The sequence below is a fragment of the Spirosoma luteum DSM 19990 genome, assembly GCF_000374065.1.
Taxonomy (GTDB): domain Bacteria; phylum Bacteroidota; class Bacteroidia; order Cytophagales; family Spirosomataceae; genus Spirosoma; species Spirosoma luteum.
The window spans coordinates 1-21,157 of sequence record NZ_KB893262.1 but is presented as its reverse complement, the minus strand read 5'-3'; the positions used below and the strand labels follow the sequence as shown (position 1 = coordinate 21,157).

Below are 21,157 nucleotides of genomic sequence, written 5' to 3'. Positions count from 1 at the left end.
AAGTACACGGTCCAGAGCATTATATGCAGAATAGCCATTCCATACCCAAAACAGCAGATGCTCGCAAATGCGGGTTAGTGTAATAGGGCGAGGTGGTAACTCAACCAGTGATTGGTCTTTAAACCAATAAGGTATGTTACTACGTTTTCTAGTTTTACGAAACATGTGGTTATGTTTAATAAAAACTCAACGTCTTGGTTCAATCACTGGTATATAAATGTTCCTGTGTTTATATTAAGTTTTGCATTTGCCGGTTTCAGTCAATCAAGTCCATCTGACCGACAAATTCTGAAAACAACAACTTTACAAGGAACGATTAGGTTTGAAACGGGTGGTAATGCTGTTTCTGGCATAATAACCTTGTTAAGGGCCGATTCGAGCCTGGTCAAAGCAACTATTAGTGATACGACGGGTGCTTTTTACTTAAACAACTTAGCGGCTGGTTCTTACATTCTTCAGGCCAGCTATGTAGGCTGGCAATCAGTTGAGCGCCAGTTCATTGTCTCCGATACGGTGACTACTCAACCCGTTCACTTGATTTTAAGGGCTACTGCTTTAAAGTTGGATGAAGTCTCGGTTAGTGAAAAACGACCTGTTTTTGAGATACTGGGAGACCGTATTGTGCTGAATGTCGAATCGAATCCAGTTTTTAGTGGTGGCAATGCGTTTGATGCACTAGGTCGCGCTCCCCGTGTCACCATTGATGCTGTAGCTAAAACTATAGGTATTGATGGAAAAACGGGATTGATTTTATACCAGAATGGGCATCAACTTTACCTGCCTCCTGATCAAATTACAACTTACTTACAGGCACTACCCGCTACTGTCATTTCCCGAATTGAAATTCTGACGAATCCTTCAGCCCAGTACGATGCCGGCAGTAGCGGAATCATATTGATCTATACCAAAGGGATTAATAAAGAAGGCTTTACCGGGGAGATTTCTCTATCGGGTGGAGCAGGACGTTATCCTAAAAGTAATGCATCTATAAGCCTGGCTTTTCAAACAGCGAATGCGCAGGGAACGTTTCTGTACACCCCCAGCTATCGACCTACTTACTTCAGTTGGCGATCTGATCAATACCTGGCGACCCGGCCATCGCAAACAGGAGGGTTTGCCCATAGCGATGAATTTAATCGAATTGACAATAAGTCTCATCTGCTTCGTACCGCCTGGGACTGGAAAGTTGCCAGGCGACTTACAGTAGGCACCGTCTTGCAGTTCACAAATACCGCAGAAACTGACAACCCAATCTCGTCCATAACCTACCAATTATCCAACGAGGGGGCACAAACACAAATCGATGCCATTACGCAGCTAAACCAACGAATCAACAATCTGGCCGGTAACGTTAATGCCAGAAAGCAATTTAAGAACGCGGAAACCGTCTTATCCGCCGATATTGATGTTGCTCGATTTACCGTTGGTTCAGCATCATCCGCCAACTTTTTTCAGACTCTTCCCCAACTTCGTCCGCCTGAATATGTGCAAATACGTTATCCTAATCAGGTTCAAATACGAACCGCTAAAATTGACTACGTAACTCCATTTCTGAAAAAAGGGCAGGTTGAGTCAGGCATCAAGTACAGTTGGCTTACGATGAATGCCATGCCCAACGTAGAGACTTACACCCCCTATTTCGGATCGTTACTTTCTTTATTAAGCAAATCGTATCAATACCAGGAACAAACGGAATCCGTTTACACTAACCTGGCTTACAAAATCAAAAACTGGTCGCTACAAGCAGGAGTGCGCCTGGAGCATACCAATTATAAAGGATTATCGGGTGATTCAATAGCCATTAATCGGTCGTACGTCAATTTATTCCCATCTTTAAATGTGCAGTTCACATCGGAACGAAAGAATCAATACAGTATCTCCCTAAACCGTCGGATTATTCGTCCAAGCTTTAACCTACTTAATCCGGCCTACATTTTTTATGACCCCCTAACATTGTATAGCGGAAATCCCCTATTGGTTCCTCAACTAACTACGACCATACAGGGAATCTATAGTACACCCAAGCGAATCAGTTTAACACTCGTTTACAGCAACAGCAGAAATCGAATTGCTGAGATTGTTTACCGCATTGACTCACTTTCCCCCACAACGCTTGATTATAGCTTAAACTTCAATTGGGAGCGTCGTATTGCCGCTACATTGTCAATGCCTTTCAAACTGACTAAAGAGTGGCTAATGCAGGGGGTAATTACCGCAGCTAATTCTCATTTTTATTCGACATTCAAAGGAATACCCTTTCTTAATAGGCAATCCACGGCTATTATACGGATCAATAATACATTCACCTGGAAAAAATGGTCAGCTAATTTGAATGGAACGTACCGGGGCCTGGCCGTCGTCGGCTTTATGATTTATGATCCAATCTGGTTTGTCGATTTGGGATTGCAAAGGCCATTGGGTGAAAATGCAACTATTAAAGTAGCTGCCACTGATATTTTCCATACACTGTTGATCCGTAATCACGGTGAATACTTAAACACAAACATCGGATTCCGCCATAAATACGAGTCGCAACAGTTTCTGCTAACGTACTCGTACCGGTTTGGCAATCGGAAAGCCAAAACCATACAACTGCGTTCGTTTGGGTCAGATACGGAGCAGGAAAGACTCGACACCAAGCGAAATTAATGTATCCCATTTGCCATAAACCGGGTTTCTTGAATAATTTTATCTAAATACAGCCTTGTTCATTAATGAATACAATACTGATGAAAAAAGCCTTACTCATACTTATAGGCATCGCCTTGGCTCCATGGCCAGTTCTGGCTCAAACAACGCCTTCCTTCATATCAGATAGTTTGGAACGTTACATCCAACAGGGTATGGCCGACTGGCAAATACCAGGATTAGCCGTAGCCGTTATTAAAGATAGCAAGGTTGTTATCGCTAAAGGATTCGGGACAAAAGAGGCCGGGAAAAATGATCCGGTGGATGAGAACACCCTGTTTATGATTGCCTCCAATACCAAGGAGTTTACGGCCACGGCAATTGCTTTGTTAGATGAACAGAAAAAAATTTCCCTCGATGATCGGGTTGTTAAGTACTTACCTGATTTTTCTCTATATGACCCCGAAGCGACCAAACTTCTAACAATTCGGGACTTGTTATCTCATCGGTTGGGGACTAAAAATTACCAGGGGGATTTTTTGTTCTGGGATACCGATTTCACCCGAACAGATGTTCTTAAGCGTATGCGTTATTTTGTGCCTCATTACCCCTTTCGGCAGGATTTTGGTTATTCTAATTCAGGCTACGTTGTGGCTTCAGAAATTATACCCAAGGTAGCGGGAGAAAGTTGGGAGGTATACATCCAACAATCCATCTTAAATCCGCTGCATCTGACTCGAACCTTCATGACCTCGTCAGCAATGCAGAAACAGGATAATATAGCCCGGCCTTATACTACCTGTTGCACGGCTGATGATCAGTTATCGAGCTTACCATTCGATAATCTGAACAACTTAGGCCCCGCAACTGGTATGATCTCTAGTATTCGTGATATGGCCACTTGGTTGACGACTCAGCTCGACAGTGGTAAAGTAAATGGGAAGCCGGTATTACCCTGGTCCGTACTGGAAAAGACGCGCGAACCGAATACGATTATTAGTACCGAACGAATGAAGTTGTTCCCATTAGGATTTCAGTATTATTGCCTTGGGTTCGGCAAGTTTGATTACGCTAACTATGCCGTCTTTTCGCACGCTGGTGCCTGTGGGGGGTACCGTAGTAACACGACGATTGTTCCTGAAGCGAAGCTGGCCATCGTTGTTTTAACCAATCAGGACAATCACAATTTTCACGAAGCCCTACGGTTTCAGGTGCTGGATTCTTATTTGAACGTCCCCTATACGAATCGTAATCAGTATTATTTAAAAGGAGCCCGAAGCCGAAACAAGATTAGTCAAAATGAAATAAAAGCTTTGGCGGTACGAGTAGAGAAAAATACGAAGCCTACCTTACCCTTAATGGCCTACATAGGAGTTTATCAGAATGATTTATACGGAAAGCTAACTATTACACCAGCGACCGATAAGGCAGGCAATCAACCTTTGTTAATGCGGCTGGAACATCATCCCGACTTAACGGCTCAGTTGGACTACATGGACAACGACACATTTCGGCTTACTTTTTCCAATACCCGTTTTGGTATATTTCCAGTTAAGTTTAGGGTGGCCGCTAACGGCGTTCAGTCTCTTGAATTAAAGGGTACTGATTTTGTGGACAATGATTCGTTTATTTTTAAAAAGCTGCCTAACTAATGAATGTAATTCGAGGACTATTAAAGATCAGTTAATGGCAGATATGGCCCTCCGAATGGCTATTAATATGAGCTTAACCTAGATCAGTGGTATTTACAGGAACCAAGTCGATAGCCTGTTGCTGCTATGAAGTTATGCTTATGAGGGCTATCTTACCTTCTGGTCTTTTACTTTTCCTACTACTCCATATGGAACACGCCCCTGAACTACTGGCTATCGACTGTGTAAACGCCCTATTCTGGAATTACACCCGCGAGGACATTCAACAACTAAGAGAGCGACATCGTGGTTTTGCCCATGTCTGGGAACACTACATCGACCACTTGAGCGGTCAGGAGTCCTTCAATGCGCTTTGGGAGTGCTGGATGATTAAATTCAATGTGACTACCAAGAACGGTATCGTGGCTTATGCCCTCGACAAGTACGCCGAAGAAAAGCGGGAAGCCCTGGAAAGTGCTTATGCCATGCGTCGGGTCTGGAAACAATTCGGCAATGACGACTAACTCTATCGAATCAGAACTGGCAGGAGTCCTTCAAGAGGTGATCGGCGGGTTATCCAATCCTGATAATCATTATACCGTCTTATCCAACTATTATGATCATTTAACACCGGGACGAGTTGGTGAACGGTGGTACATGGCTCAGATTTGGTTCAACACCGATACAGTTTCGGATGTCGAATTAACTGACGAGGGATTAGTTTGTAGTGTCCGTTTAAATGAACGTGATCGGGACCAGATCAGCCGGATTGTGTTGCCCTATAGTCAGATTTGGCAGGTTCAGTCAATTAATGCACCATCTCTCGACCTCTACTGTCGGACAGATAAGCGGCATATGAAACGCCCCAGTGATAAGGATTGACGGAGATAAGCCGTACCGAAATAATTAGTGTGTTTCTGGTACTGGTGTCAGACTTTGGCTAATTTGTGTAGCCATAAGTTTGTCTTCATCCAAAGTCTCCCACAGAAAACTGTGCCGAATAAATTATTTAGATTTTAACTAACGGGCACAAGCAAGAGACAAGACATTTGCCCGTTCTGAAGGCCTGATTTTTTGTTTCATTACACCCTATTTCGATTCTTTCAATGGTATTATCCTACCGATAATAGACCCAATTTTGGCTTCGCCTGAACGAGATGCAGAAGTCGAAGAGGCAAAGCTTATTTGCGGTTCAACAGGAGAATGGACAGCAGGGGTAACGGCTTTAGGAGACTTCAACTTATCCAGACCTAAGGATTTTGCTAAATATTTATTACGGTTCTTCACCTCAGGCCGCAAGCCATTCAGGAATTCTGAATGCAATCTTAGCAGCGTTTCCAGCAAAGTCATATCAGTAACGATTGCGTCCTTTTGCCAAGATTTCAATTGATAATTAGCCATCACTTCATACCCTTTTATTACTAGCTCATTGGGCGACATGGTATTAATTATCAAGGCATCTTCTTTTACGCCTTCGACAGCTAGTTGCTGCACAGTCTTAATCTCAAATTCAAGTTCAACGACTCGCTTTCCTTCCTTGCGGGAGGGTTGCCATTCGAGAATGATATCCGCTTTCTGCCGTAACTCCCGTTGAGCCATTTCCAGGGCATTAATCTTGAAATCGACATATCGGTACGTGGCTGGACAATTAAGGATATTGCGCAGTTCATCCACTAAATACGTAAACCGCATTTTTTTGATGTGAAAGTTCATGCTCACAATCTCAAACATGCGTTGTGCATAAACGGATGTGAGTGATAGCATTACGTCGAGATCGTATTTAGTATATCGCTGGCCCAGCGCTGCAAAATGAGGAACAACATCAGCCAGTAACTTTATTTCAATCAACCGACGGCCTTCAATTAACAACGATTGTACAAAAGGAAAAGGCGTTATAAAGATAAACTGGCCATTTCGATCATCTTTAAAGGATATTCGCTTGTTAGAAAGTGATTCAGCCGCTTCCGTAATCCGATCATACCGATCTTTGGTCAATTCGCTGTAAGGTATAGTAACAACCACGTTTACGTTAGGCTGAACCTGCCCCTGCACGGCCATATTACCCAATTGGTTAACCAGTAATGTAACAATTTTCTTTTCCAGCTCGGTAAATTCCTGGCGTGACTCCGTGAACAGATTCGACTGATAGTTAGTCGGATATCGATTAAAAAGGGATAACTGCTGAGGTTTAAAATCTGTCTTCTTCATTTGCCAATGGAGTCTATATACAAAGATTAAAAAGAAAAAGGTGAAAAGTAAATTTGGTTGTATCAAATTTACTTTTCACTGAAAACCTCACCGACTATACCTAACCTTTCAACAATAAGTCACCGACTGAACCTCACTTTTCGACCGATTAAACCTCACTTTAAGCCGATTTTGACCGCTTAAATTGGTGCTCAAACACCCTAGTTTGAGGATATATACCCCGGTTTCAGGGATAAACCGGCATAAATGTGTCAATTGGTCACAGAAAATACGCAATTCTGCTGGTAATTATAAGACACCGACTAAACCTCACTTTCACCCTGGCCAAACCTAACCTTTACTTAACAGACCGACTAAACCTCACCTTTATATCGGCCAAACCTAACCTTTCTTCCTACTAAACCTCACTTTTTGAGCTATCCAAAACCGACTAAACCTCACTTTCGTACCGACTAAACCTTGTTTTTGTGCTCATAACTTATTGTTAATTAGCAAGTTACAGACCTCTTAAATCAATCAAAAGGAATAATTGATAAAATTCAAAAAAATCAAACGCTAATTTTGATTATATAAAAGGGTAAAAAAGGAAATTTACATATAACTATTTACCTTGCAGGGAAATAGGAGTCTATATTTTACTAATCCTTACCCGTATGGCTAAAGCTAAGCAATCCGACCTACTGCCCTTACCCGCAATTCGTCAATTACTAAAGTCCTGCACCACTCTTTTACAGCCACTTACTCATCAGGTCAGTGCTTTACCCAAAGAGACCGATCTAGAGTACTACTTTGTACCCGCCGAGCAAATGGAGCTGTTCAGACCCTATTATAGGCCAGGAAAACCCTTCAAAAATCTGAAACTGGTTAATTTCGAGCGGCCAGCCATCTCCCTTACTTTTTATAACAAGCATAAGTATAAGATTGACCGGGGTATCAAACCCGACTCAGCCCACGATATTCTGAAGGAGCAACGCGATAATTTGTATGCCCGATCCTTTCTGGACGAGTTGACACCGGGCCAACACCAGAAATTGCAGGATATTGATAGTTTATTACGCGCTATTCGCCAGTCCCCCGATCAATTTCAATTCTGTGTATCGAATTACCATCACTATTATCGCTATTGGTATTGTTCATTCCGGTACTTTGAGGATACGGAAGAGATCAAGACGGGGACGGCCAATGAGCACATGTTAAAGCATACTCAGCGTACGGACGAGCGGAGTACGGAAAAACTAATCAATGAGCGGCTGAATATCATCTTTATTGATACCAAATACATCACCCGACCTGTCCCCTACGATAACAAACTCATCGACCGTGAATTGGAGACGTATACGGATCGAGTTAATTTTGGTAAAGCCGCTTTATACATTCGCTCTGCTGAGTAACCAGGAGGATAGCCTATCGGGTATTTCTGTAGCGCGAAGAGCTACCGGACTTTGTTTCTATGATAAAGGAGAGTTCTATTCCACTGGCGTTCGGTAAAGCGGTCAAAAAGGAAGGCTTTAAAAAGGCGTTACGCAAGAAGAGCTTGCTGACCGATGTGGCTTGGATCAAACTTACATTTCACGAATTGAGCGAGGCCAAAAAAATATGTATTTTCTTTCAATGATGGCGTTAACCGTACAACGTCTACCTGCCGAGGCCCCAATAGCGATTGATATACTCAGTCAAAACAATGGTCAATAGTTACTTGAATAGTTACAAACTATCCCCTGCTAATTGGTATAATGCCTGAATTACAGTACCAATTCATATAAGAGCAAAAGCCGTTTGTTACAATGTTACATAAATACAAAAGCTTAATGCAACAAAGCATTAAACATATTTTTTTACAACGAGACAATGTATTAAGTGATTAACGTTATTTTCTTCATTACAGCCTTATGCATCTGACTTATTAGATACCACTATTTTTACATAGTAATCCTGTTCGGTTTGTTTTTTGATGTAAAATTGGGTGGTTTCGAACAATTCATGCCGCAAGTGCCGCTGCACATGAATGGGTTCAACACCTTCCTGAATCAGCAACTGACCCGTTGTGTGGCGTAAGCTATGAGCTGATAAGCGGGGCCTTTTCAGGGCTAATTGCTTCAAGTATTTGTCAACCCGGTACCGAATTTGATGGGTTTTCAACGCAGGAAACAAGGCTTTTCCTGCATGGGTAGAAATGGGCCAATAGTAAGCTTCCTGTAAATACAGGTCCAGCGCCTGAGCGCACGTAGGGAACAGGATGATGTCTTTTTTTGTATTTTTCCCCTTACCTTTCACCCAAAGCTGCTGGCGCTCAAAATCGATGTCACCCACTTTAAGCCGGGTAACTTCGACCGTCCGCAGTCCTTCAATCACCAGCAAGGCTACGATGGCCCGGTCCATTGGATCGTCAATCGCCTGAAGCAGCTCGTCACGCTCGGCCTGTTGCAGACTGTCTTTATAAAACTTGCGTTCGGTCGTCAAACCGCGTACGGCCGCTACGTCTCGCAACGCATCTACCTGCTCGGCTGATACCCCCACTTTATGGCGATTCTTGATCACCCAGGCTGCTAACTGCTTAATCGCTGAAAGTCGGATATTGACGGTAAAGGCCGATAGCCCTTCATTTTTGAGCCATTCGACATAGCGTCCTACGGTCTGCCCGGCAAATGATGCTTGCCTGCCCTGCAGTTGCTCATCGGCCAGGTAGCGAAAGAACGCGTTGAGGGATTTGGTATAGGTATCTTTGGACTCATCCCCCCGCAAGGTGGTCGTATCGTGGAGAAAGCCCAGGATCAATTCGTTGGCGGCCGGAATCGTTGTCGAAGCGCGGGGCGGGTCAGCGACTAAACGGGGTGTGCCCTGCGTGTGATAAAACAATAGAAATTTCCGCAAGGGAGACACCCGATTTGCCGACAGGCCTGCTGCAAACAGACCTAGACTAAATCGGTCAATGGGATAGGCATTGGCCAAACAAAACAGGAGATACGGACGGACAACCCGGGGATAGTTACCGGGCTTTGGTAACCAGGCAGTAAAGTAGTTCAGTGCCTGACTTACGGTCAGCACATGCTCACCAACCTGAATGGTTTCGTTGACAGGCTTGCCAGCGATGATCGATGTGGATCGGGTTGCCATATAGCATTTGACAGTAAGGCAGTAAGATAAGTATAATTTCAACATCTCGGAAATTAGGTTTTCCATGAATTGTTGAAACTAATCTCTTTTAATCTTCGGCTTATCGGTCTACACTACAAAACGAGGCCATAGTTGCTCGGCTATCCAGTCGGACCACCGAGCGGCCGGACCGAAATGAAAAATAGCCAATAGGTTGATGATGTATGATACTTGCAATATATATAACAAAAGTATAATATAGCGGTTTGATGCAGTATTCACCGACCGCCCATGATTGATACCTTAGATCGTATACCATCCGAAAATATCTACCTGGTTAACTCAGCCCGGCGCAGGCGGCTACCGTTTTATGAGTCATTAGTCTCCGCAGGATTTACCAGTCCCGCCGAGAATTACATCCGTGAAAAGCTAAGTTTGGACGAATTATGCGTGGTTCATCCCGACTGCACGTATTTCGTGAAGGCGGTAGGCGAAAGCATGATTGGCGACTACATTTATCCGGGTTCAATTCTGGTTGTGGATTCTGTTAAGATGGTGTTTTCAGGTAGCGTAGTGGTGGCCTGGGTCAATGGAGATTGCTGCGTTAAGCGGTTCGTTCGCAAAGGGCACATGATTATGCTTGAATCCAGTAATGAGAAGTACCCGCCGATTTACGTCCACCTGGGTAAGGATCAATTTCGGGTGCTAGGTGTGGTCACATTCATTGTTTCTAAACCGCCCAAGTATGTACGCTTTAGTTGACGCGAACAATTTTTACGCCAGTGCCCATCGCAGTTTTGACCCTACCCTGGAGGGCAAACCCATTATTGTGCTCTCTAACCGCGATGGAAATATTGTGGCCAGGTCCAATGAAGCGAAGGCCCTGAACATAAAAATGGCCCAGCCGTTCTTTGAAACCAAAGAGCTTCGGGAGCAGCATGATATCGTCGTATTCTCTTCTGCGTATGAGCTTTACGGTGACACTTCGTCAAGACTCATGAGCGTTTTGACCCAGTTTGCGCCTGATGTAGAGGTGTATTCGATTGATGAAGCGTTTCTATGGATTGAGGAATATATGGGCACTTACCCAACCTATCAGGACTTAGGGACAGCTATAAGGCAGAAGGTGGACCAGTGGCTCAGGCTCCCCGTTTGCGTCGGTTTCGGACCAACCAAAACCCTGGCCAAGCTGGCCAACAGACTGGCCAAGAGAACGCCGGAGCTAAACGGGGTGTGCGTACTGGATACCCCTGAAGCCATTGCGGAGGCACTTTCTGAGTTTCCGGTAAAAGATCTTTGGGGTGTAGGCAGTCGCTACGCGGCCAAGCTGAAGGCCTTTGGCATCAATACAGCGGCCCAACTTCGTGACGTGCCCGATGATTGGATTAACAGCCTGATGACGGTGAACGGATTGCGTATGGTGCATGAACTGCGCGGCTTTCCCTGCCACATGCTGGAGATAAACCCACCAGCCAGGAAAACGATCTGTACGGCTCCTGGCTTTGGCAAACTCATTCCCGACCTGGCCAACCTAGCCGACGCCCTGACTACCCATTTATGCCGATGCTGTGAGAAGCTACGCAAACAGGATTCATTATGCGGAGCGATTACCGTGTTTCTACACACCGATCGATTCCGCAAAACACCCGGCAACGGGTTACCAGCTAAGCAGTATAGTAATAGCATCACGCTTACCTTACCTCATCCCACTAATTCAACCACGGAGCTACTTACATACGCTGAATCGGGGCTTAAAGCCATCTTTCGCTTTGGCTATAACTACCTCAAGGTGGGCATTATGCTATCGGATTTAGTGCCCGGGGATTACCGGCAAAAGGGCGTATTCGTAGACGGTCCCAATGAGAAGCTACTGGCACTATCGTCAGTCGTTGACAAGGTAAACCAGCGATATGGCCAGGATAAGCTCAGGCTGGCTTCTCAGCAGTATAATCCCGATTGGCCCATGAAGCAGAAGTATCTCAGCAAGCGGTATACGACGCGCTGGGAAGATATACTGGAAGCATCGTGAGCTTAATCTAACACTGTTATGAACCGAGTCATTGCGCCGGGGGACCGGGTGATGGTCACACCCATCAAAAACGATATCACGCGTAAATCCTACAAAGCAACCGTAATTGCCTGGATGTCATCGGGCAAACTCAAGGTTCAGCCCGATGGAAATAAACACCAGAAGTCGAAACTCGTTAACCCTGACGATGTGAAAAAGTTGGCCGATAAACAACCACTACCATAGCCACTGGCAAATCATGATTGGCCGTGTTGCCAGCTACCCTTGATTGGAATCCATGCCCAAACCAAACAACTCCTAAAAATTACCATGACACAAGAACAATGACTTGTTGACTTCGAGCCAAGATTAACCGCTATCGGTTCTGTGATCGTGAATGTTTAGGTAGTTTTTTTGAATCAATGTTGTGCATAAACCGCTCAAATTCCCGCTCTTGTTTCCAATCAGTCTTCTTCCACAGATAAGCCAATAGGATGATAAAACAAATTATTTCCCCCATTGAGAGCGCTAGATTTATCATGTCAATTGTCATTAGTGCTATTGGTTGCTTCAGTGGAAAATAGTTAATTGAATCATCGTCGTAGTGGCGTTTCGGAATGCCGCACCACTACCGGAGCGGGACCACTAGAAAGATAGTAAAACCATGGGTTCAATCAACGCTAGGGTTTTCTGAGCGGTTTCATCGGTAGTCGATAACTACCCATCAATTTACCAACCAGTTGGCTGTTGATACACCGACTGAATAAACGCATTGTCGGTTCCCGCTTCCAGCACCTGTTGGATGGCCACCGGCAGGGCCGACAGCAAATCATAACCCGTTTGTTTTTCAATGGCGTCCACGCTAACCCGGAAATTTGACCACTTCTGATCACCTGTCTCATTGGTGTTGGGCATCCATACGGCTATCACCCGGGTCCGGGTATCCACCCGTTGTGCATCGTTACTGCCCACCGGCAACACTACGATTACTTTCCATAAGAATGAAGGAACGGCCAACTTACCGCCTGCCAGCGTTTGCACCGTACCGTTATCGCCTGACCCGCCCTGGCCATAGGTGCCCGCAATGATGTAGCACTCGTTTCCATCGGCCAGCAGGGAGCGTGTGTATTCTTCTAATAGTCGCCAGCTTTGCCGGTTAAAACGGGGAGCCTGGGGCACAATATTTGACAGCAGGAAGGTGGTCTTATTCTCCTCGGCCGTCGAGTCCCGATCGTCGCTGGGGCACATATGGCCCCGATCGAAGCCGGTATTGGTATAGTCACTGTGTTTGACCGGGTAGGCATTGGCCGGTATGGTGGCATCCGGAATGAAACTACCCCCGTAACGGGATGCGCTGCCCTTCCAGGCGGTTGACAGATGCCAGCTTACCCAATTGGGAATACCCCGCCCGGCATTATAGCTGAGGGTGAAGGTCTGTTTGTCAAGCAGGTAGTTATTGACCTCGGTTGTGGTAGCACCCGATGGATTACCCAGCGCCAGGTTGTTATCCCGGGTAGGGATTGATGAGCCTGGAGTAAGGGGGAGGTCTGATTGCTTACAATCCGATAAGAGGACGGCCAATACCAGGCTTAGTAAGCTAAGTCGAAAAGTCTTCATCGTTCATTACGTTGGGTTTTGTGGCAAGATAACGAACCCGTCCGTTTCAGCCGTCAGTTTGTACGTATCCAGTTACTGCTTTTTTGTTTTCCTCCAAACGGGCGGGGAATACTATATCCCCGCTCCTCGTTATCGTTCGGTTTGGCTACGCCTACCAGGGAGTGGGCAATTCGGGTTGGGGTCGCCACCCCATGACCAGCGTGATCAGTGTATGTCCCCCGGTACACCACCCAATGGAAAAAAGATCACAACCGTGACGTAACGAAGGTGGCTGACCCGGGTTTCAACGAGGAGCCGGCTGAGTGATTCGGTTCGTCAGCGAGCGGATCATTTCCGTCACGGCCGCGTCCACGTCGGCCAGCCACATCGACACCCAGGGCTGTTTGGGTGGGGCATCATACCCCTGTTTTTCCAGCGGCTGGTAATGCCTGGTCTTATCCAGTACCTCGTAGTTCGTAGTAAACACGCGGGTACTATCCCCCCGGTTATCGACAGTTACCCAGAAGCGTAAGGCAGGAATAAACACTTCGTCGTTAGCCGGATCAGCCGCAAACCGGCGACCGGGTAGGGTGGCCAGATAGACCAAATCCGTCTTGTATCGGATGGGCTTCTGCTCCATCGCATTTAATGCCCGGCCTGCTGTCTGAAACCAGGCTCGAGCCCGGCTGTCGGCCATCCCCGAAGGTATACCACGCCTTGATACGGTGGTCCGGTAGAAGACAAGGTTGTTTTTGGTGGGAAGCACACCGGCATACACACCGTCCGGGCCGGAAGATACCGGCTTCGAACCAGCGCACCCGGTTAACAGGACTACCATCCATAGCATATAGTTCATGCCCGAAAGTAACAGGTAGTGGGAGAATGCTCAAACCCGACCAGTGTCAGGCCGGGGGCCTGGGATCGTTGTGGTATCGGAGCAGGTGCTCCTCGTACTGTTGCTGTACCGTATCATTCCGCAGAGCATACAGCAGATAGCCCATGATCAAGCCAATACCCAGACCAATCAGCAACCAGATAATAGCGGAACGGGCAGCCCGTCGACTATCGACTTTATCAGTTGGCAACTCTATGGGTTTGTCATCAGCGCTCATAATCCGGTCAAGCCGTCACCGGTGTCGATTCGGTACCGGACTGCTCCAGCTTTGCTTTAACGCGGGTGAGTACAGCCTGTGACGTCTTATTGCCCCGCTCCATGTTAGCCAGCGCCAGCTCGATCAGGTTAGTCAGGTTGTCGGTTGTTTCGTAGGATGAAATGCGAAAATGTCCGGTGGGTAAGTCCCGCCCCTTGAACCAGTTGATCAGTTCTTCTTTACTTTCCATTAGGGTATTGATGGCTGATTGGTGAATGCGTCTACTAATACCTGTCGGTAGTGGTCAACCGCTTCTGATGGTAATCTACTTCCCCGGTTCCCGGCCACATTCAGCACCTTGATCTGCTTATCGACCAGCCAGGTCCGCAACTCGTCCGCGGGGGGATTCACCAGGTAGGGTTTACCTTCTTTCTGGCAGGTAGCCCGTGTTAATTTGGTCCCACCCGATAACTCCCCCAGAATAACCGTCCCGTCTGACTGCCTGACATTAGCGCGGGTACGGGGTGGATAGTGGGCCGATTCGTGTTCCCTCAGCCCGTAGTGATCACGTAGTGTCAGATCGGGGCCGGTTTCGGTTAAATAACCTTTGGGGGCAACGCCCCCCGTGGGGATGCCAAGCTGCCTGGCCACCTCTAGGCCAAGTTGGTCGATGCCGGTCTGACCACCAGAGATAACGCGTTGAAGATGGTGCATCGTTGTCAGTAGCAGATTTTGCAAGGAACATAGCCAACGTTCTGCGCCTGGGCAACCGTCATCTGACTTACCCCATGCGTACACCGGGCCAGTCCCCGGCATCTGCTTCTATGATACGCATACGCGCTACGGCTCTCACAAATAGAGACGTAAACAGTGCGTGGAGCCGGACGTTTAACCGTGTGTGGATGTTGGCTGGTGCGGCAGGTTACAGTCTGCGTGTCAACGGCTAACCAGAGAGGTAGCAAAAAGAGTAAAGTCAGAACTAAACGAAGGATAATCATAAACGCTTACTGTCTAGCAGCTGCGATTGATTCATCAGCCAGAATTTGATCATCAATTTTACAAGTCCAGGGCCTCTAGTACGGGTTGTAAAAGTTTATTGAGCGCTTTCTTGAAACGTGCCGTCAAAACTAAACCGATATAAATAGCTCCGGGTTAGTCATAGTCGGTAAATCGTTTTAACCGCTCACTATATTGGTCAAGCAGTTCATCAGTGACCTTCCCATCGGTGTGCTGAATAGCCTGCTCCAGATCAAACCGCAGAAAATCGGACCGGTCAGCTCCGTCGATGATGCCTTCGAAAGTTAACTCCTGCTCCACCCAGAGCGGAGATTTATCGAGCGCCTGTGCCTGGTTCAGCACGGCCGTAAAGATCTGTTCGGTACGATCCGGGTCCTGAGTGGCTAGCAGCAGGTTCCCGATGGAGCGCAGGTAGTCGAGGTACAGGTAGCTGATCGGCTCGGCTAACCGCTCGCCTTCCCAGTACCATTCGGGTGAGAGATCAGCGCTCACCCAGCAAAGGGCCAGGTGCTCGATAAGTACTTTATAATCCGTACTAAGTTGGTGAGGTTGGATGGTCGGGGTATTCACGACCCAAATCTACCCGGATTTTTCGTAATTTACATTTTTTAAACGGACGTTTGAAAAATGTAAATTTGACTTATCTTTGGCTTATTAACCTTTCTTTTGTGCCGTGGAACACCCGTTCAGTTACAAACAGTACGTGGCCTACTTTCGCGTGTCGACCCAGCGCCAGGGAGCCAGCGGCCTTGGGCTCTCGGCCCAGCGTACCAGCGTTAATTCCTATATCTATAACAGGGGTGAAATTGTCGCCGAGTTCACTGACATTGAGTCGGGCAAAAAAAACAACCGACCTGAGCTGCTCAAAGCCATTGCGCTTTGCAAAGAAAAAGGAGCCGTGCTCCTGATTGCCAAACTCGACCGGTTAACACGTAACGTAGCCTTTATTTTTACATTAAGGGATTCGGGGGCCGAGTTCGTCTGTGCCGATATGCCCGAGGCCAATACGCTCACCATCGGAGTAATGGCCACCATGGCCCAGCACGAACGGGAAGTCATCGGCGATCGTACCCGTAAAGCACTGGCCGAAAAGAAACGGGCTGGTTACGTGTTGGGTAAACCAGAAAATTTAACGGTCCTAGCGGTGCAGAAGGGACTGGCCGTTCGGCAGCTGAATGCCCGCGAGCATGAGAACAATCGGAGGGCGGCTGCCTTTGCCCGGTCACTGCGCGGGGCGGGAGCGAGCTGGAGTGGTATCGCGGCTACCTTAAATGAGCACGGTTTCAGAACCCGTAGAGGGAAACAATTTCAGGCCGTGCAGGTGCAACGTATTATGGCACTTTTCAACTAACCGGAATGGTTACGTGAACGAGTTTATAAATCCACTTAATTGTATTTAACAAAGATGCGGGGTGAAGGTGTTGAATTTTCTAACCAACAAATTGACTCCGTTCATTGTGATTTTTCCCAGGTAAGTGCCCCTGATAAGGATTGCTTTTTCCATCTCATCAGCCAAGGTAATGGCTTGACTTATTGATGGCTAAGACACTATATTCGTCGGTGTTTTAGCCAGCCACTATCCCGACGTATGACGCCCAAACAGAGCCAGCGGCTCATCAAAAAGATAGCCGATATCAAACGCGCCTTAGCGGCCGAAAAACGGAAGTTTGGTGGCTATGATGATTCCCGGGGACTGCGTTATTTGCCTACCCGCTATTCTCTCCAGCTGGCCGATTACAAAGGGGGGTTAGGTTATACCCGCTGGTTTGCCAAAACGTTTCCCGATGATATTGGCTTTCCGGACTTTTTGTTTGAGTGGGCAGTGCTGCTCTTTAAGTCGGGCAAGCTTGCCGAGGCCAAAGCCAAAATCTGGCAAACTTTCTGTGCCAACACGTATGTACTGGATAAGTTCTTTGGCCATCCCATTCACCCACTCCCAAAATATGAATGGTCCAATTTGGCTCAGGCTGGTTTCACGGCGTACTTCACCTATTCCCACCAGCAACCCGAGTTACTTGATTTCAGTCAGTGGCTGGGGGAGTTTATGACCAGCGAGTGGTTTGCCACCCGGAAAGCCCGGTTTCTAACGATTCATCAACAGCTGCTAGTAGAAGACGATCAGGAAATCAGGGCGTATTTACGCCAGAAAACGGATCAGCTTAAAGGCGCAATTTAATGCTAGTCATACGTCAGTATAAGGGTTCAAATGTCTGTCTTACAATCTGTATTACTTTACATGCTTAACAAAAAAGCAGACCAACATTGTTAGTCTGCTTTCCGCCGCACGGGCGGCCCCGTTCTATCCACACCATTAGGGAATCTATAATTCCCTGTTGATAAAGCGAATATAGCGGCTTATTTATGTAAAAGTCGATTTAGCTTTTCATAACGGTTGATTATATAACTTAGTTAATGCCAAAAATCTACTTATTTTCATGATTAGATCGAATGGATTATGTCACAGGAAATGAAACCCGCATTAAATGGGCAAGGAAAGGATCTGTTTGCCGGTATAGCGGTGTCAAATTATGACGCGTCGCTGGATTGGTATCAACGGTTTTTCGGGTGTGAACCCAGTTTTTTCCCGAACGAGGTGGAAGCCGTCTGGCAGGTAGCCGAACACCTGATGATCTACATGATCGTGTTGCCCCAACACGCCGGACACTCGATACAAAATGTGATGGTGGCCGACCTGGAACCGGTGGTTTCCCAGATTGCAGCCCGTGGCATCCAGTCTAATAAAGAAGAACGACCCGAAAGTAATACCCGCAAAGTAAGCTACTATGACCCTGATGGAAACGAAATTGGGCTTATTCATGTCTCTTCGTAGAATTAGAGTCAGCTTACATTGGATATTCGATTAACATAGTGGCACTTATAGAACAGCAAATATGAATGTGTTTGTCACAGGGGCCACGGGATTCGTGGGGGCGGCAGTCGTCAAGGAATTGCTTCAGCAAGGGCATCAAGTCATTGGGCTGATTCGCGATCCGGCCAAAGCCGTTTCGCTCTCCCAGAAAGGAATGAATACGCAGATGGGCGATATGACTTCACCCCAAACCTATCTACCCATTGTGCCGACTGTTGATGCGGTTATTCAGACCGCTCAGTTGGGGATGAAAGGACGATTCACCAATGCTACCAAGGATAAAATTAATCAAGCCGATGAAGCGATGACGCTCGCTTTAGCGAAAGCTTGTCTTGAGCATGATAAAATCTTAATCTATACTAGTGGCTGTTTCAATTATGGCGACCACGGCACCGAGTGGATTGATGAGCACACTCCGGCTAGGCCGTCTCCTTTAGGAGAAGGTCATGCTCGGGTGGTGACTCAACTGATGAAGTTACACCAAAAAGAGCGGCTCAAACTTCTGGTGCTCAGTCCTGGCTTCGTATACGGACCTGGTGGCCTATTCAAGACGTCGTTCTATGACACGCTGAAAAAAGGCCAACTTCGGGTGTTTGGTAAAGGACAAAACTACTGGAGTCCAATTCAAGTAGACGATTTAGCCAGCGCCTTCGGGTTGGCGTTGACTCATGGCCGGTACGGGGAGGTTTATAACATTGTCGATAATAAACCCATTCCTCTGCGTCAACTAGTCGATTTGATCACCTCCGCTCAAGGGGTCAAGTCGGTGGGTAGTATTCCGCCTTGGTTAATCGGATTATTGATCGGCGGTCCTTTGGTGAAATCGCTGACCAGCTCGTTCCGAGTCAGTAATGCGAAAGCCAAACGAGAGTTAAAGTGGCAACCGAAGTATGGTTCTTTCGAGATTGGTATTCCAGCCGTTTTGAGCAAGCTGAATCAGACAAGTTCTTAGAAAGCGAATTTAACCTATTCCAAGTTAGTTCATTAGCTATTCTTTGAATAGATCTGCTTTTAATCGAATAACATAATTGGTAGTTATACAACGCGTCTGTCAATAATTATAAATTATACTTAACTAGCTTGTACCTGAAAGCAGTATTATTCTGATATTTAAGGACTTATTCCATTCTCTTATCTCTAAGAACCTTAGGCTATGAAACTCAAACATACTATTCTAGTCGCCTTACTCGGTTGTTTTGCTTTTAGCTTCATTAGCTGTAGCAAGGTTAGTAATGGTATTCCTCCCTCACCGACCACTAGTCAATTCTTAAAAGGAGCTGATGGGCCACCCCTTTTGATCGTTGATAATGTAGAGAAAGGTTATTTCGGCGATCTTAGCCAGGGTAGGCTAAAAATCAATCCTAATCAAATTGATAATATAACAGTCCTTTCACCCGCTTCAACCAATGATTTGATTAGTCGATTTGGGCAAAAAGGCAAAAATGGCGTCGTGCTTGTGACAACAAAAAAGTAGTTCAAGTAAAAATAACTATTAAGTGATATTCTTCATAAAGTACAAAATCAACATATCAAAAATTGCGATGCGAGTTGATTTTGTACTATTTTTATGATCGTTGTATAACTACCAATTATGTTGTGAAACTAAAGTGAAAAAAGATTAGACTTCGTTATAGAAGTCTTTCTTCAAAAAGTTTAATTTCAAGTTGTCCTTACATCATACGTATTTTCTCTAATACGAGATAGAGTTGAGGATGTCCATCAATGCCAGGATGTTTTATATGCTTGTAAGCGTGATAATATTTTCCGCTGAACATAACCTTTAATGAACCTCGCTTAAATTCTTCAGGCATGTTGCAGACGTAGCCGATCCATTGTGTATCTATGGTATTGGGAACAGTATAGGTTATACTATATAGTTTGGTCGTTCCCAGATAATACACGTATCCTTCAAAGTCTCTTGCTTGGGCAATAACGGGTCCATCTATATGGCAATTCGTATCAAGTGGAGCTACTACTGAGTCAATTATCATTGGGGTTGAACGAGCAGATCGAGACTGGTTACTCAGGGTTGAATCAACTTTTACTGTTGAACGAGTTATGGTTGAAGCCGCCTTTTTTGTACAACTCTGACTTGCTATAGTTGATAGCAGTAATGTGGCTATGAAGTAAACCTTAGTTAGATTTATCATAAATGCCTGTTGTATAAGTGACGATTATGTAAAGGGATTAATAACAGATATCTGTGTAATAGGTGATGATCATTTACAGAGAGAAATACAAAACAGCCTCCTTATCGAATATCGGTTAGATGTAGATAAAAAATCCGTTCACCTCCGTATCGTAACATTACACCAGGGGCTTGAAAGTATCGACCATTGAAGTGTACTACCTTATTGTTCCATTTATTGGCTTTAGGCCAATTACATACAACGCCCGTCCATTGATCACAAACGGCTGTGTCAGGCGTATAAACTACATTCGGATTGACGCACGAGATGACATAGGCCTTCAAGTCACTTCGATAAGTTACAGTGCCTAATTGACTAGTAACCTGTTGAACGAAGTATGTAGAGTCTCGCCAATTTTTAGTTATCCACTTGGCGAAACTAGCTGAATCGGGTGATGATGTGGCTGTAATGCTGGTGATATCGGTTACGCCCGGAATATCAATTTGTTGAGCTCTAACCGATTCATTAGCGTACCCCAACCACAGAAATAAGAGCGTAAATAGCATTTGCTTAGGCTTGTTCATTAGCAGTATTCAGATACTCGTTAATGATGCACAAGCTTATCAAAATTCACATATTTGCTCCTGTTATGTAAGTAAATTATAATGCTCCCCAAAAACTGGACAGGTAGGATAACTTGAATCAATTAGTTTCGACCTACAAAATGTTTAAAAATGACCAACTCAACCCGTCGCGTCCACGACGCTGCCTTCAAGACCAAAGTGGTCCTGGAAGCCCTCAAGGGCGCCAAAACGCTGCCCCAACTCAGCAGCGAATTTGGCATTCATACCCAACAAATTACCGATTGGAAACGTCAGGTGCTGGAT

22 protein-coding genes and 1 pseudogene are annotated in these 21,157 nt (G+C 45.9%); 15 read left to right on the top strand and 8 right to left on the bottom strand.

Annotation, left to right across the window (positions count from 1 at the left end; genetic code table 11):
• The first annotated feature begins 171 nt into the window (after positions 1-171).
• The 4 genes from B156_RS0115970 to B156_RS0115955 all read left to right on the top strand — a co-directional run bounded on the left by B156_RS0115970 (position 172) and on the right by B156_RS0115955 (position 5,141).
• Entirely contained in the window at positions 172-2,649 is a 2,478-nt protein-coding gene (locus B156_RS0115970) for an outer membrane beta-barrel family protein (protein WP_018620761.1), read from the top strand.
• Between the two features lie 170 nt (positions 2,650-2,819).
• A complete protein-coding gene (locus B156_RS0115965) occupies positions 2,820-4,280 on the top strand; it encodes a serine hydrolase (RefSeq protein WP_245563755.1) in 1,461 nt (486 codons plus the stop codon).
• 188 nt (positions 4,281-4,468) lie between these two features.
• Positions 4,469-4,783, top strand: a complete 315-nt coding sequence (locus tag B156_RS0115960) for a hypothetical protein (protein ID WP_157627064.1) — start codon at positions 4,469-4,471, stop codon at positions 4,781-4,783.
• Positions 4,773-5,141 carry a hypothetical protein gene (locus B156_RS0115955; RefSeq protein ID WP_018620758.1) on the top strand — a complete coding sequence of 123 codons (369 nt, stop codon included), beginning with the start codon at positions 4,773-4,775 and terminating at the stop codon, positions 5,139-5,141. Before B156_RS0115960 ends, B156_RS0115955 begins: the two co-directional genes overlap by 11 nt.
• A gap of 207 nt (positions 5,142-5,348) precedes the next feature.
• On the opposite strand, the gene B156_RS0115950 is transcribed toward B156_RS0115955, so the two are convergent.
• On the bottom strand, positions 5,349-6,467 hold the full coding sequence (locus B156_RS0115950; protein WP_018620757.1) for a replication initiation protein: 1,119 nt from the start codon (positions 6,465-6,467) through the stop codon (positions 5,349-5,351).
• Between the two features lie 653 nt (positions 6,468-7,120).
• Between B156_RS0115950 and B156_RS0115945 the strand changes: the two genes are divergently transcribed.
• The 3 genes and pseudogenes from B156_RS0115945 to B156_RS32610 all read left to right on the top strand — a co-directional run.
• Complete coding sequence (locus tag B156_RS0115945) at positions 7,121-7,858, top strand: hypothetical protein (RefSeq protein WP_018620756.1); 738 nt, start codon at positions 7,121-7,123, stop codon at positions 7,856-7,858.
• Between the two features lie 59 nt (positions 7,859-7,917).
• On the top strand, positions 7,918-8,082 hold the full coding sequence (locus tag B156_RS32215) for a hypothetical protein (protein WP_245563754.1): 165 nt from the start codon (positions 7,918-7,920) through the stop codon (positions 8,080-8,082).
• Positions 8,016-8,159, top strand: a pseudogene (locus tag B156_RS32610) (hypothetical protein); the annotation flags it as partial. The gene B156_RS32215 and the pseudogene B156_RS32610, both read left to right, overlap by 67 nt.
• A gap of 195 nt (positions 8,160-8,354) precedes the next feature.
• Here the strand turns inward: B156_RS32610 and B156_RS0115935 are convergent.
• On the bottom strand, positions 8,355-9,581 hold the full coding sequence (locus tag B156_RS0115935; RefSeq protein WP_018620754.1) for a tyrosine-type recombinase/integrase: 1,227 nt from the start codon (positions 9,579-9,581) through the stop codon (positions 8,355-8,357).
• Between the two features lie 270 nt (positions 9,582-9,851).
• Here B156_RS0115935 and B156_RS0115930 point away from each other — a divergent pair, with 270 nt between their 5' ends.
• The 3 genes from B156_RS0115930 to B156_RS0115920 are packed head-to-tail and all read left to right on the top strand — an operon-like array spanning position 9,852 to position 11,814.
• The gene (locus B156_RS0115930) at positions 9,852-10,322 is read left to right on the top strand and encodes a LexA family protein (RefSeq protein WP_018620753.1); all 471 of its coding nucleotides are present in this window, start codon (positions 9,852-9,854) and stop codon (positions 10,320-10,322) included.
• Positions 10,306-11,589: a Y-family DNA polymerase gene (locus tag B156_RS0115925; RefSeq protein WP_018620752.1), complete on the top strand. Its 1,284-nt coding sequence runs from the start codon at positions 10,306-10,308 to the stop codon at positions 11,587-11,589. Before B156_RS0115930 ends, B156_RS0115925 begins: the two co-directional genes overlap by 17 nt.
• An 18-nt stretch (positions 11,590-11,607) precedes the next feature.
• Positions 11,608-11,814, top strand: coding sequence for a hypothetical protein (locus tag B156_RS0115920; RefSeq protein ID WP_018620751.1), 207 nt, complete (start codon positions 11,608-11,610; stop codon positions 11,812-11,814).
• Positions 11,815-12,297: 483 nt separating this feature from the next.
• On the opposite strand, the gene B156_RS0115910 is transcribed toward B156_RS0115920, so the two are convergent.
• The 6 genes from B156_RS0115910 to B156_RS0115885 form a co-directional block, all read right to left on the bottom strand.
• Positions 12,298-13,185 carry a DNA/RNA non-specific endonuclease gene (locus B156_RS0115910; protein ID WP_018620749.1) on the bottom strand — a complete coding sequence of 296 codons (888 nt, stop codon included), beginning with the start codon at positions 13,183-13,185 and terminating at the stop codon, positions 12,298-12,300.
• Between the two features lie 283 nt (positions 13,186-13,468).
• Positions 13,469-14,020, bottom strand: a complete 552-nt coding sequence (locus tag B156_RS0115905; protein ID WP_157627063.1) for a hypothetical protein — start codon at positions 14,018-14,020, stop codon at positions 13,469-13,471.
• A 46-nt stretch (positions 14,021-14,066) separates the two neighbouring features.
• Positions 14,067-14,276: a hypothetical protein gene (locus B156_RS0115900; RefSeq protein ID WP_018620747.1), complete on the bottom strand. Its 210-nt coding sequence runs from the start codon at positions 14,274-14,276 to the stop codon at positions 14,067-14,069.
• A gap of 7 nt (positions 14,277-14,283) precedes the next feature.
• Positions 14,284-14,505, bottom strand: coding sequence for a DUF6965 family protein (locus tag B156_RS0115895; protein WP_018620746.1), 222 nt, complete (start codon positions 14,503-14,505; stop codon positions 14,284-14,286).
• Positions 14,505-14,969, bottom strand: a complete 465-nt coding sequence (locus tag B156_RS29295; protein ID WP_018620745.1) for a YpsA SLOG family protein — start codon at positions 14,967-14,969, stop codon at positions 14,505-14,507. Before B156_RS29295 ends, B156_RS0115895 begins: the two co-directional genes overlap by 1 nt.
• Positions 14,970-15,407: 438 nt before the next feature.
• Positions 15,408-15,842, bottom strand: coding sequence for a hypothetical protein (locus B156_RS0115885; protein WP_018620744.1), 435 nt, complete (start codon positions 15,840-15,842; stop codon positions 15,408-15,410).
• Between the two features lie 103 nt (positions 15,843-15,945).
• Here B156_RS0115885 and B156_RS0115880 point away from each other — a divergent pair, with 103 nt between their 5' ends.
• From B156_RS0115880 to B156_RS0115860, 5 genes are all read left to right on the top strand, one after another.
• Positions 15,946-16,623 carry a recombinase family protein gene (locus B156_RS0115880; protein WP_018620743.1) on the top strand — a complete coding sequence of 226 codons (678 nt, stop codon included), beginning with the start codon at positions 15,946-15,948 and terminating at the stop codon, positions 16,621-16,623.
• Between the two features lie 237 nt (positions 16,624-16,860).
• Positions 16,861-17,448, top strand: coding sequence for a polysaccharide deacetylase family protein (locus B156_RS0115875; protein WP_018620742.1), 588 nt, complete (start codon positions 16,861-16,863; stop codon positions 17,446-17,448).
• Between the two features lie 291 nt (positions 17,449-17,739).
• Positions 17,740-18,102: a VOC family protein gene (locus tag B156_RS0115870; protein WP_026260853.1), complete on the top strand. Its 363-nt coding sequence runs from the start codon at positions 17,740-17,742 to the stop codon at positions 18,100-18,102.
• 61 nt (positions 18,103-18,163) lie between these two features.
• The gene (locus tag B156_RS0115865; protein ID WP_018620740.1) at positions 18,164-19,093 is read left to right on the top strand and encodes an NAD-dependent epimerase/dehydratase family protein; all 930 of its coding nucleotides are present in this window, start codon (positions 18,164-18,166) and stop codon (positions 19,091-19,093) included.
• Positions 19,094-19,294: 201 nt separating this feature from the next.
• The gene (locus B156_RS0115860; protein WP_018620739.1) at positions 19,295-19,615 is read left to right on the top strand and encodes a hypothetical protein; all 321 of its coding nucleotides are present in this window, start codon (positions 19,295-19,297) and stop codon (positions 19,613-19,615) included.
• Positions 19,616-21,157: the final 1,542 nt, after the last annotated feature.